Source organism: Candidatus Binatia bacterium (genome assembly GCA_026415395.1).
Taxonomy (GTDB): domain Bacteria; phylum Desulfobacterota; class Binatia; order HRBIN30; family HRBIN30; genus HRBIN30.
Genome location: JAOAHD010000025.1, coordinates 43,010 through 55,346 on the forward strand (window position 1 = coordinate 43,010; position 12,337 = coordinate 55,346).

Genomic DNA, 12,337 nt, shown 5'->3' on the forward strand with positions numbered 1-12,337 from the left:
AGCTGCAAGGGAGAGGCTGCAAGCGGGGCCGAGCTGGGCAGCAATGGATTCCCGGTGGCCAAACGCGTGGCCACGGGCGAGGGCGCGGGTGGCTGCGCTGTGTGGCAGGCGACGGGCTGCGGAGAAGGGCAAGCGACAATGAAACGAGTGAACCATCGGGATGCGAAGGCGATGTATCGCGAGAAGTTACGAACTCCTCAGGAAGCTGCTGCGCTGGTGCAGCGCGAGGATACTTTGGCCGTACCGATTGCCACGGGACAACCGACCGCGTTTCTCACTGCCTTGGGTGAACGGGACGACTGGACAAACCTCGTCTTGTTTTCCGCCTTAATGATTCGTCCGTACGCGCTGTTGCAAAAGCCCGGTGTGCGGCTGATTTCGGGCTTCTTTGGTCCGATCGAGCGGATGATGAAAGCAGCCGGGGCGCGCATCGACTACTTGCCTGCCGACTTTCTCGGTTGGGAGCGCTATGCGCGGCTGATGCCGCCGCGGGTGATGGCCTCGGCGTTCGCGCCGATGGATGATCACGGCTACCTCAACTTTGGCCTGCACGCGGGGGCAACCTTTCACGCCTTTGTTGCGGCGGCGCGGGATCCAAATCGTTTGGCGATTGCGGAAGTCAACACCACGATGCCCCAAGTCTGCGGGTTGGCGCGGTTTGGTGGCCATCGGATTCACATTTCGGAAGTGGACTGCATCATCGAGACCGACGAGCCCGTGTTCGAACTGCCGGAGGAGCCGGTCACGGATCAGGACCGAGCGATTGCCGAGTATGTCGAACGGCTGATCGATAACGGTGCCACCCTACAGATCGGCATTGGTGGGGTGCCGAACATTGTGGCGAAGCTACTGGCGGAGGGCAAAAAGGGAGACTTTGGCATCCACACCGAGATGCTCGTCAACGGCATTATGCATCTCCATCAAGCGGGGAAGGTGACGAATCACAAAGGGGTATTCGATGGCTTCTCGGTGGCGACCTTTTGTGCTGGAAGCCGCAAGCTGTACGATTGGGTGCACCGCAATCCGGAGGTGCGCATGTTGCCGGTGACGTACGTGAACGACCCGGCCATCATCCGTCGCAACCGCGCGATGGTGAGCATCAATGGTGCGTTGGCGATCGATCTCAGCGGGCAAGTGATGGCGGATACCATCGGTCCCCGGCAATACTCCGGAGTCGGCGGGCACGAGCTCTTCGTCATCGGGGCTCACGACAGCGAGGGCGGCAAAAGTTTCATCTGCTTGCATTCCACGGCCAAAGCCGGTGGCCAGCGCGTGTCGACGATCGTGGCGAGCTTCGCCCCAGGCACGCCGACGACCACACCCCGGCACCACGTGCAGTACGTGGTTACAGAGTACGGTGCCGTGAATCTTTCGCTGCTGACGGATGCGGAACGCGCGCACGCTCTCGTGGAGATCGCGCATCCGGACTTCCGCGAGGAATTGCGGGAGGCTGTGCGGCAGCGCTTTGGATGAGCTGGCGAAGGAGAGTAGCGATCGATCTGGTGACGGATGCGCTCACGGGAAGAGGTTCGAGGAGGGGAAGTGCATGCACTATGTCTGCCCGCGCTGTAACCGTTCCTACCGGGTGAAACCGCCTGAGGGCACGTGCCCGCAGTGCAACGCAGCTCTGGTTCCAGAAAGCGAGAGCCACGAAGGCGAACCGAAGCCGAACGCAGGCGAACCCATGCCACCGCGACGCCGGTTGTAAACCGGAAGCGACTGGGTAGGCGCGCACAGTTGCCAGAGCCGATGGGTTACCCCAGGTGCTTGGCAGGCTCGAATTGGCTACCACCTCGGCCATGCGCGAGCTCGTGAGTATGTGGCGGAATACCCGCATGGTGGTGTTTGCCGCCCTCACTGCCTCGCTTTACGCAGCGATTCTTATCCCGTTCAAAGTGTTGCCCATCATTCCCGGAGTTACGGAACTCCGCCCTGCCAACGCGGTGCCGGTGGTGTGCTCGTTCTTGTTCGGACCAGCCGCGGCCTGGGGCGCCGGCATTGGGAATGTCATCGGGGATTTTTTCGGCGGCTTCGGTCCGGGAGATTTGTTCGGGTTTTTCGGTAACTTCCTCTATGGCTTTTTACCCTATCGGACGTGGGAGCTCCTCAGCGCGCGCACTCCGACGCCGCGCCAGGTGCGAGAGTGGGTGTTGTTCGGTGCGGTGGTGGCGCTCGCCAGTGGAGCTTGTGCACTGGTGATCGGTTGGGGACTCAACTTGCTCGGCTTCGTGCCTTTTCGGGTGTTGGGCAATATCGTGTGGATCAACAACATGCTGGCGAGTCTGCTGCTCGCGCCTTTTTTGCTGGCAGTGATTTATCCACGCGCGGAGCGCGGCCGATTGACTTACCGCCACGTGATGGGACAGCGGGAAGCGAGTGCGTCGATCGTGCGCTACCTCGGGTTGGCAGTGGTGGTGTTTGCCGTCGCGGTGGGCATGTGGCTCGGGAACGGGTTGTCTGCGGGTACCGTGACCGTGCCGTGGGTGGATGCAGATGCGGCGACGGGCACCGGGCAGCTTGCGGTGGGTCTCGGATTGCTGCCGGTGCTCGGTTTGCTCGTGCTGGGCATTGCGCTGTTGTGACGTGAAGGCGGCAAGCGAACTTGCGGTCTGCTTGCGTGGAGTGAGCTTCGTATACGACGGCGCGAGCGAGCCTGCGCTGCGCGAGGTGAACTTGGCGGTGGGGCGCGGTCAAATGGTGGTGGTGATGGGGCCGAGCCACGCGGGCAAAAGCACCCTGGCCAAGATTCTGAATCGCACCGTGCCTGCCTTCCAATCGGGCTCGTTGCGCGGCGAGGTGTGGCTTCTCGGGCAACGCTGCAGCAACGAGACCGTGGCGGATTTTGCCGGTCGCATTGGCCTCGTGGCGCAGGACTTCGAAGCCCAGTTGTTTTCCACCTCGGTAGAGTGCGAGGTAGCCTTTGCCCTAGAGCAGTTCGGCATTGCGCCCGCGGCAATGCGCGAGCGCGTACGCCGGGCGATGCGTGCCGTGGGGCTCGAGGGGTTCGAACAGCGGGATCCGGCGACGCTCTCCGGTGGGGAGAAACAGCGCCTGGCAATTGCCTCAATGTTGGCTTTGGAGCCGGAACTCCTGGTTTTCGATGAGCCGACGACGGACTTGGACCCTGCAGGCAAGGAGGAGGTGTTAGCCGTTTTGGCGGCGCTGCGTGCGCAAGGGCGCACGTTAGTTGTCGTGGAGCATGAAACCTTTGCGGCAGAGATGGCTGATTGGCTTGTCTTCATGGTGGGGGGCGAGGTGGTGCGCCAGGGGTCTCCCGGAGAGCTCTTGCGCGATGTCGAGCTCTGTCTTCGCTGTGCCGTACGGCCGCCGGACACTGCCGTGTTGGCCAAGGGTTACGGCTGGCCGGAGGTGCCAACGACCATCGAGGCGGCGGCAGCCAAGCTCGAAGCGCAGATTGCGAAGGTGCAACCGGTAGAAAGTGCTGCTCGAGACCGAGAGCCGGTGCGCGGGGCGGCCCCGCCACTGTTGGAGGTCGATCGCGTGTCGGTGCGATATCGGGACGCCGCGCAGCCGGCGCTGGAAAACATTTCCTTTTCGGTGCGCGCGGGGGAGTTGATCGCCTTGCTCGGGCAGAACGGCTCCGGCAAGACCACGCTGGCGAAGTGTTTGAACGGGCTGCTACCTCCCGCCGCAGGCGAGGTGCGCTGGCGGGGTGTGCCGCTTGCGGAGCTGCCCCTGAGCAAGCGGGCAGCGGCTGTCGGTTACGTGTTCCAGAACCCCGACTATCAAATCTTTGCCGATCGCGTGTACGACGAGGTGGCGTTCGGCCCGCGCAACGTCGGGTTATCCGCGGAGGAGGTCCAGGCTCGAGTCGGAGAGGCGCTAACGGCTGTGGATTTGCTGCCGCGTGCGGATGACGATCCCTTTTGGCTCACCAAAGGAGAACGGCAACGGCTGGCGGTGGCTTCGTTGCTGGCGCTGCGCCCGGAGGTATTGGTGTTGGACGAGCCCACCACTGGCCTCGACTATCGGGAACAGCGTCAAATGATGGAGCTGGTGCGTAAACTCCAGACCCAGGGTATGGCCGTGATCATCATCACCCACAGCGTGTGGCTGGCCGCCGAATACGCAAAGCGCGTGCTGTTGCTGCGCAGTGGGCGGCTCGTCTTCGATGGCTCCGTTGCCGAACTCTTCGCACAGCGAGAATTGCTGGAGTCAGCCCGCTTGCGGGTGCCCGCCGCGGTGGAGCTTGGGCAACGCTATGGCTTGTCGGTGCGTTCGGCGGACGAACTTGTGGACATCCTACGAGGCGGCTGAGGGACGATGAATCTCAGTCTCTACATCCCGAGCACCTCCGCACTCCATCGCCTGCATCCGGTCGCCAAGATGTTCGGCGTGCTTTGCTTTTTCATTGCCGCATTTGTCGCCGAGCGGCCAGCGCAAAGCATTCCCTTGGGTGCGTTCGTGCTCGGCTTGTTCTGGGCTGGTGGAGTCGGTGCCAATGCTTGGCGCTTTCGTTGGTTTCTTGCCCTGGTGTTCGCGATGACCTTTGTGGTGTGGACCTTATTTTTCAACAGTGCGCAGCCGTGGTTTTCTTTTGGGCCAGTGCATCCCGGTCCCGACGGCGCGGTGTTTGCGCTCGCCATGGCGTGCAAGTTGACCACATTTTTCCTTTGCGGTTTGTTATTTCTCTCGACCACCCGGGTGGAGGAATTTGCCGATGCTCTGCGCATGGTGGGCGTGCCCGCCAAATTGGGTTTCACCTTCACGCTGGCATTTCGGCTCGTTCCGGTGTTCGTCGATGCCGCCGTCTCGGTGGTGCAAGCGCAGCGGTGTCGCGGGTTCGATTTTGATCGCGGGAGTTGGCTCCAGAGGATCGCGCGTTATGTGCCGGTGATTGTGCCGGTATTCATCGGAGCGCTGCGACGAGCCGATCTTATGGCCATGGCGCTGGAGGCACGCGGATTTCAGCGGCGGGGGCCTCGAACCAGTTTTCGGACTTACGACTTCGGCTGGCGCGAGATTGTCGCTCTCGCCGTTTCCGTGGTGCTCGCCGCGTTGTGGTTGTGGGTGCGCCGCCCGGTGGTGTCTTGACACTCGCGCCGCGGAGGAGCGGCAAATTGGTTGGAGCCCGGTTGGCAACCCACCCGCTGGTCGGACCGGATCGTGCGGGAGGCATCGGAGCCGCGCTGCCAGAAGGAGATGGCACGTGGCGGGAAGCGCGCACGCGTAGGCTGGTCAGCCGGATTCTTCGGGTGATCCCCCTTCTTGGCCGTTGCCTTTGCGGGCTTCGCGAGAGCGGCGAGCGGCAACCCAGCCGAGCCGCTCCTTTTGGGGCTTGGGGTTGTACACGAGGGCGCCTGCCGGCACGTCCTTCCGGACCGTGGTGCCCGTGGCCACATACGCATCGTCCCCAACCGCAACAGGAGCCACCAGTTGGGAATCGCTTCCAACTTGCACGCGGGCGCCAATGACCGTCCTGTACTTGCGAAAGCCATCGTAGTTGCACGTGATCGTGCCTGCGCCGATGTTCGTTTCTTCGCCGACGTCGACGTCGCCCAAGTACGCCAGGTGGTTGGCTTTGACACCCGCGGCAAGCACGGCATTTTTCGTTTCCACGAAGTCGCCGATATGCACGCGGGGGCCGAGCCGCGTTCCTGGGCGTAGCTGGGCGAAGGGGCCGACCACGACGTCCTCAGCGAGTTCCGCTTCCTGCATGACGACGCCGAACTTGATGTGGCAGTTCGGACCAATGCGGGAATCGACGACGCGTGCACTGCCGTCGAAGCGTGTGCCGGAGGCAACCGAGGTGCGTCCGTACAGCAGCACGTTCGGGCCAATGACGACGTCGGGCGATAACTCCACCTGGGGGCCGATGTATGCTGTGGCAGGGTCGACAATTGTGACCCCGTGGAGCATCCACTTGTGGGAGATCCGCCTGCGCAGAAGGGCCTCGCAGTGCGCCAGGTCACTCAGATTGCTCACCTGCGCCACTTCCTCGTTTGCGGCGGCAACCGAGCTAACGTGCATGCCGGCGCCCCGCGCCAGGGCGATGACGTCCGTGAAATAGAGTTCGCCTTGGGCATTGTTGGGCTCGAGGCGAACGAGCAGGCCTCGGAGTGCAGCCGAGTTGACGCAGTACACCCCGACGTTCACTTCGCGAATTCGCCGTTCGGCCTCGGTCGTGTCGCGGTGTTCGCGGATGAGGAGGACGTGTCCCTTGTCATCACGAATTACGCGGCCAAACCCAGTTGGATCCTCTACGGTTTGGGTGAGAAGCGTAACCGCTGCCTGATCGGCGCGGTGATGAGACAGTAAGCGCAGGAGGGTGTCGGGTTGCAGCAACGGTAAGTCCCCGGGGAGGATCAACAGGTCCCCTGCGTAATCGGGCAGGCTTTCGAGGGCTACCCGAACGGCGTCGCCAGTGCCCCGGGGACGCGGCTGTACGACCAAACGGGGTGTGAACGGTGCACAGGCAACTCGGGTTTCCTCCGCCTCGGGCGCGACCACGACCACCAGAGGGTCCGCACCTACAGAGCGCAACAAGCGTAGCGGATAGGTGATCAACGGCTCGCCGGCTAGCTCGTGGAGCACCTTGGGGCGCACGGTGCGCATCCTCGTTCCACGCCCAGCAGCGAGCAGCACTGCGCCAACCTGATCGAGAGCGGCCATAGAATCTCCTTGCTGTACCCTCGCACGAGGATCAACTCATTGCCTTCGTTCGAGGTATCTCGACAACATATTACTGTCTACACCACAGTCATTCGCTTTGTCTAGTCCTCTTCGTTGCGGCGCCCGCCCGACGGCCAGAAACTCCTGACGTCGGATTTCCCAGCGACCGTGGAGAGGCTTTCGGTGGGTGGACAGCCGAAAATAAGATTACATGCACATTGGTTGACTTCCGCATGAGGTCCACTAACATTTGCCGCCATGCACATCGAGACGCTGAAGGTCTTCTGCGACGTAGTCGAGACTGGGAGCTTTTCGCAAGCGGCGGCACAAAACTTCATTACGCAATCGGCGGTAAGCCAGCAATTGCGTAACCTGGAGATGAAGTACCAATGCCGGCTGCTGGAGCGGAGTCGCGCGGGTGCGAAACCCACCCCCGAAGGAGCGATTTTGTATCGCGCTAGCCGGGAGATTTTGGAGCGCTACCGTCAGATCGAAACGGAGCTCCAGGAAAGTGCCAAGATTGTTTGCGGGCCGTTGCGGGTGGCCATTGTGTACAGCGTCGGTTTGCACGAGTTGCCCCCGTACTTGAAGGAGTACCTGCGTTTGTACCCGCAGGTGAACGTGCACGTGGAATACTCGCGTCCGAACAAAATTTACGACGACGCGATTGCTGGCCGGATCGACCTCGGGATTGTCGCTTACCCTTCGAAGCACCCGCAAATTCAAATTGTGCCGTTCCGAGAGGACAAGCTGGTGGTGGTTTGTCCGCCGGATCATCCACTGTCGAACCAAAAGCGAGTTACGCTTGCGCGCCTGAACGGAGAGACGTTTGTGGGCTACGAGCGCGAGGTGGCCACGCGAAGGGCACTCGACCAACTGTTCCGCGACCGGCAGATTCAAGTGCGGTATGTCGGCGAGTACGACAACATCGAGACAATCAAGCGGGCCGTGGAAATCGGGCAGGGGATTAGCATTGTGCCGCTTGCTTCGGTGAAGCACGAAGTGGAGCATGGCACGCTCAAGGTCATGCAGTTGGCTGACGAAACGATTTTACGTCCGCTCGGCATCGTGCACAAAAAGGGGCGGCACTTGTCTCCGGCGGCGGTAAAGTTCATCGAAGTTTTGAAGCGCCCCGACTTGCAGAAGTTGCACGAATAGCGACTGCATTCAGGCAGCGGGCACGATCACGCGCTCGACCACGTCGGGAATCTCGTGGGGCTGCCAGAGTGCAGATTTGAAGTAGTCGAAGCGGCGCCAGTCGGTGGTGCAAGAATCGAAGTAGCGACTGTTGGGGTTGCCGCTCGGCCCTGAGGAATGCGCGAAATAGGCTTCCTCGGGCTTCGCGAGATCGCAGACAAAGCGGCTGGTGGCGCCGACGAAGGCGCGCAGTGTGTTGCCGAACGGGAAGGCAACACTGGGGCTCACGGTGTAGAGTTCGCCCGGGAAGCTGTCGTCGAGCGCGCGAAAATAGCGCCCAATCCAAGGCAGTTCTCCGAGCCAGAGTGCGAGACGAATACGCTGCACGCGACCCCAGGTCCACTCGCTTACGTTGGGCCCGAAGACTTTTTCGAGCCTCTCGATTGCCCGCTCGAACGCCCGCGCCACCAATTCTGGGAGCTGGTGGCGCGCGGCCTTCTCTACCGGTTCGCGCAACGGGTCGTTGGCATCGACGAGCAAACGATGCACGCGGGGGATGGCTCGGCGGGTACGGAGAAAGTGGCGTCCGGCTTGGGGCCCGAGCAAACTCAAGAAGCAAATGTCGGCCAACTCCCGTTGCAACCACGCGAGGATCGAGGGTGCGACTGCGCCGGTGTCGAAGCGGCCGTTCCACGAGCGCAGCGCTCGGAACGCGGCGCCGCGCACCCCATCGTGTTGTGCATAGCGGCGTTCGAGTGCCGTACAGATGGCATCGCGCAGGACGGTGCCGTAGTCGCTGTCGATGTCCGACTGAAGGGCAAAAAACGATTCGATGGAGTGCCGATCGTTCCCAGCGAGAAAGGTTTCGATGCGCCGCTGGCGGTACAGGGGCTCCACATGTGCGCGGGACGAGATGAGGTGGCTTTGGGTCTCGTCTGTGAAGGAGTTGGCGGTGGCGACAAAGCCGGATGCCGGGTTGATGATCTTCGGGTTTTCGGAGAAGGGGAGCATGCCCCGCCAGTCGGATGTGGGATCGTGAGCGTCGCGCACGAACAGGCCGCTGCGGGCACGAGCGACGAGTTGGCCGTACGGTTCCCAGGCGATCGTGCCGTCCACGTGACCGTAGACGTGATTGAAGTCGAAGGGGCCGAGATTGATTTCTTCCAACGCCGCACGGTGCTGCGCCACGGTGCGTGCCTCGGCGAGGCGGAGGAAGCCGTGGACGAAAGCCCCGGCATCGCTCGGCACGTAGCGGAGGGCGAGGTCGACACCGTCGTGGTGCTTCCACCCTGGGTACACGATTCCATGCGGGCAGCTTTCCCATTCGATCATGGCGTCGGATCCAAAACGCACGGTATGTCGCTCGCGGTGCTTTTTTAAGCTTCCCCAACCGGACGCGGTGCGGTACTTGCTGGGATCATCCGGTGCGCGGTGGATGCGGAACAAGTCCCACGCATCGCGATACGCGGTGGTCACGCCCCAGGCGAGGAAGCCATTGTGGCCAAACGGGAACACTGGGCAGCCAGGCAACAGCCCACCTTGGATGCGGTACTGTGGGCACTCGAGGTGCGCGTGGTACCAAAAAGTCGGCAGGGGGAAGAAGGGCACATGTGGATCGTTTGCGACCACAGGTTTCCCTGAAGCCGAACGGCTTCCGGCCACTGCCCAGTTGTTGCTTCCGGTGCCTTCCAGATGGAGTGGTGGTTCGGGCTCGGGGATGACTCCGGGAACGCACTCGGGGGCATCGTCCCAAGGTGCTTCCGGAAAGACTGCTCGCGCGAGGTCGTCGCCATTGGCGCCGCGCACTGCATCGAGCACGAGTTCAATGTCGAGGGGCGCAAGCGCCACGCAAAAGGCGCAGGTGCGCGCGATCAACAGCGCGTCTGCCGGCCGCCACGGAAGCACGGGTCCGAAGGGGAGGTGGTCGATTGGGTAGATGCCGTTCATTGCCTTGAGTGCGGCGTTGACTCCACCGGCGAAGGCTTCGAGCACGCGGCGCGCGCGTTCGGGGGCGCGTTCGTAGTCCCGCTCGCTTGCGGCCTCGAAATCGAGCGGGCGAACGAAGGCGTCGACATCGAGGAGCGACCGCCCTGGGAACACCAGGCTGGTGCGCGGGAAACGCGGGTTGCCGATCAATTCCGTGAGGCGCCCCGCCCCCAGATGGCGGAGCAAGTCCATCAACGTAAAGCGATCGGCACCCATCAGGTAGCCGAGCGCAGCATAGAGGTCGGCCTCGGTGCGGGCATAGATATGGGCAACGCCACGGGCATCGCGAACAATTTCCACCTCCGCATTCATCGGCGGCAGATGGGCTGGGGCGAGCGCTGGCCAGGTTAGAAGGCGGGTGCCTCGGATTCGCTCCACGAGGAAGCGCAACAGCGTGGCCATGCGGCGCTTGGGGGGTAGTTGGTTGGTTTCGATTGCCATCGCTCCTTACGTCCTTGTCCTCGGAAAAAGACACCTGTCCGCCTGCACGGAATTCCCCGTGTCGGGAGGCGCGCTGGCGGTGGGTGTGGAAGCTGGCGGCGCCGAGAAGCCAGGCTACCAGGCGGGAAAAACGTGCTGGAAGATCAAGCCGCCGGTGAAGTACGTGGTAATATCGGTCGACGGGCCCTTCACCGGGCGCATGTGTGCTTCGTCGCGTCGGGCGAACAATCCGAGCGTGTTGCCGTTACCTAGGCGATACTGCAACGCTCCGGCCAAGTACCAGCCTCCACCGTCGTCGTCGATCACCCCAAAGGTGTGGGTGTAGTAACCTCCACCGCTGGCCAGCGACACCTCGAGGTGCTCGTCGTAAAGCGCAAAGCGAGGGCCCCCGGTGATCGAAAACACGCTCTGCACATTGCGCCCTTTGGTGGAAACCCCGCTGTCCAAAGGCATGGCGGTAAACTGCGGTGTAAGTTCGATCCCAAAAGTAAAGCTATCGGCGAGAGTGAACAGGCGTATGCCTCCGCGAGGGGCGATCACTCCGCCAACATCCGCCGTGCGCCGAAGCTTCTCCGTTGGCGCGGCAAAGCCCAGATCCACAGCCGCATACGGTTCGAAGGCGTAAACCTTGGCAGTAATTACCGCGGATGCGGCAAGCGTATATGCCCACAACCAAACACGTTCCTTCATGTTCTGACCACCTCCTTCTAGTCTACTCGTCCACTTGCATTGAAACTCCGCTGCCGGGCGGCGCTGGGTTCCGTTTGTCCCCACAGGGACCCGCTTCGGCAAGCAAGCAGTACTTCAACTCCGGAAAAATTTGAAGGGAGTTGCTGCCGACTTCGCTGCGTAGGAAAGCTTAATGCAACTGCGCGGAGGTTTTGGCAATTGACTGAGGGCGTTTTGTGTGGCATTTACGGCGTAACTTTCGAAGGATCGTTGGCAGTGTTTCTGCGCGTAGGGGGACTTATGGCAGCGGTTATTCGGGGTTTTTGGGCTTGGCCGAAAGCTCGAAATATTGCGCTGGGTGTGTTTTCTGCAGGTTTACGGCTGGCGCCGCTTGTGGTGTGGGTTTGGGCGATCGCCGCGTTTGGTGCTGTCCACGTAGTTTCGCCGACCAGTCCTGGCGGGTGGGGCTTCTTGGTCGAAAGCGGTACGACGGCTGGCGGGAATTTTCAAAGCATCGGGCCGGGGACTCCGCCGCTCGGCTTTGGAAGCGTGAGACTACAGGTGAACAACGTGGCGGATGGAATTGTCTTCGGTCGCCTGGGCTGGAACAGTTTGCTGCTCGCGAATCTCGAGGTGCTGAGTTACTCGACATATCAAACGAGTGCGTCGTCGCCTGTTCTTTTGCCGACCTTGCAGATTCCGTACGACGCTAACGTTTTCGACTTCGACCTGTCCTTTCAAGGGAGGCTCGTGTTCGAGCCGTATTTGGCTACCGGTCTTAGTCAACCGGTGCAAAACGCCACCTGGCAAAGTTGGGATACATTGAACACTTCCGCGAACGGGTGGTGGGCTACCGGAGGGCAGGTTTCTACGGGGAACCTTTGCTTGCCCGGGGGCTGCACGCAAAGCAGTCCGTGTACCCTTGCGCAAATTATTGCCTGTTTTCCCAATATTGGCGTGCATCCGAGTGCTTTTTTCGGGGCGATCTTGTTCAAGGCGGGGAGCGGTTGGAACTCCTTTGACGGGAACGTGGATGCCTTTTCCATCAAGGTCAGCGGGCAAGAAATCGATGTGTACGACTTCGAAGGTGTGCCCCCGACCATGACCCCGACGCCGACTGAGACACCCACTCCGACGGAGACTGCGACTCCGACAAACACGCCGACAGTGACGAATACACTGACGCCAACGGACACACCGACGCCGACTAATACGCCTACACCGACAAACACGCCGACTGCGACCCAGACGGCGACTCCGACCGACACACTGACACCGACGGAGACTGCGACGCCGACGAATACGGCGACCCCAACAGAGACCGCGACTCCATCCCGGACGGCTACACCGACGCCGACTGAGACACCCACTCCGACGGAGACTGCGACTCCGACAAACACGCCGACAGTGACGAATACACTGACGCCAACGGACACACCGACGCCGACTAATACGCCTACACCGACAAACC

The 12,337-nt window shown here is 61.8% G+C and carries 9 protein-coding genes; 6 read left to right on the forward strand and 3 right to left on the reverse strand.

The features are described 5' to 3' along the window. Nucleotides 1-54: 54 nt before the first annotated feature. The 4 genes from N3C12_16150 to N3C12_16165 all read left to right on the forward strand — a co-directional run bounded on the left by N3C12_16150 (nucleotide 55) and on the right by N3C12_16165 (nucleotide 5,055). Complete coding sequence (locus N3C12_16150) at nucleotides 55-1,473, forward strand: 4-hydroxybutyrate CoA-transferase (GenBank protein MCX8073947.1); 1,419 nt, start codon at nucleotides 55-57, stop codon at nucleotides 1,471-1,473. Nucleotides 1,474-1,799: 326 nt separating this feature from the next. After that, a complete protein-coding gene (locus N3C12_16155) occupies nucleotides 1,800-2,582 on the forward strand; it encodes a QueT transporter family protein (GenBank protein ID MCX8073948.1) in 783 nt (260 codons plus the stop codon). A gap of 1 nt (nucleotide 2,583) precedes the next feature. Continuing rightward, entirely contained in the window at nucleotides 2,584-4,278 is a 1,695-nt protein-coding gene (locus N3C12_16160; protein ID MCX8073949.1) for an energy-coupling factor transporter ATPase, read from the forward strand. A gap of 6 nt (nucleotides 4,279-4,284) precedes the next feature. Then, the gene (locus tag N3C12_16165) at nucleotides 4,285-5,055 is read left to right on the forward strand and encodes an energy-coupling factor transporter transmembrane protein EcfT (GenBank protein ID MCX8073950.1); all 771 of its coding nucleotides are present in this window, start codon (nucleotides 4,285-4,287) and stop codon (nucleotides 5,053-5,055) included. 144 nt (nucleotides 5,056-5,199) lie between these two features. Here the strand turns inward: N3C12_16165 and glmU are convergent, their stop codons facing one another. Continuing rightward, nucleotides 5,200-6,633, reverse strand: a complete 1,434-nt coding sequence (gene glmU / locus N3C12_16170) for a bifunctional UDP-N-acetylglucosamine diphosphorylase/glucosamine-1-phosphate N-acetyltransferase GlmU (GenBank protein MCX8073951.1) — start codon at nucleotides 6,631-6,633, stop codon at nucleotides 5,200-5,202. Nucleotides 6,634-6,891: 258 nt separating this feature from the next. Here glmU and N3C12_16175 point away from each other — a divergent pair, with 258 nt between their 5' ends. Further along, on the forward strand, nucleotides 6,892-7,791 hold the full coding sequence (locus tag N3C12_16175; protein MCX8073952.1) for a LysR family transcriptional regulator: 900 nt from the start codon (nucleotides 6,892-6,894) through the stop codon (nucleotides 7,789-7,791). Nucleotides 7,792-7,800: 9 nt separating this feature from the next. Here the strand turns inward: N3C12_16175 and N3C12_16180 are convergent, their stop codons facing one another. Further along, a complete protein-coding gene (locus N3C12_16180; protein ID MCX8073953.1) occupies nucleotides 7,801-10,197 on the reverse strand; it encodes a penicillin acylase family protein in 2,397 nt (798 codons plus the stop codon). A 114-nt stretch (nucleotides 10,198-10,311) separates the two neighbouring features. Further along, nucleotides 10,312-10,887, reverse strand: coding sequence for a hypothetical protein (locus N3C12_16185; GenBank protein MCX8073954.1), 576 nt, complete (start codon nucleotides 10,885-10,887; stop codon nucleotides 10,312-10,314). A 198-nt stretch (nucleotides 10,888-11,085) separates the two neighbouring features. On the opposite strand from N3C12_16185, the gene N3C12_16190 reads away from it, so the two are divergent. After that, nucleotides 11,086-12,337: hypothetical protein (locus tag N3C12_16190; protein MCX8073955.1), on the forward strand; the 1,252-nt coding region annotated here is incomplete at its 3' end.

Coding starts and splice junctions, on each gene's coding strand:
- N3C12_16175 (MCX8073952.1), top strand. CDS start 6,892: ATGCACATCGAGACGCTGAAGGTCTTCTGCGACGTAGTCGAGACTGGG.
- N3C12_16155 (MCX8073948.1), top strand. CDS start 1,800: ATGCGCGAGCTCGTGAGTATGTGGCGGAATACCCGCATGGTGGTGTTT.
- N3C12_16180 (MCX8073953.1), bottom strand. CDS start 10,197: ATGGCAATCGAAACCAACCAACTACCCCCCAAGCGCCGCATGGCCACG.
- N3C12_16185 (MCX8073954.1), bottom strand. CDS start 10,887: ATGAAGGAACGTGTTTGGTTGTGGGCATATACGCTTGCCGCATCCGCG.
- N3C12_16165 (MCX8073950.1), top strand. CDS start 4,285: ATGAATCTCAGTCTCTACATCCCGAGCACCTCCGCACTCCATCGCCTG.
- glmU (MCX8073951.1), bottom strand. CDS start 6,633: ATGGCCGCTCTCGATCAGGTTGGCGCAGTGCTGCTCGCTGCTGGGCGT.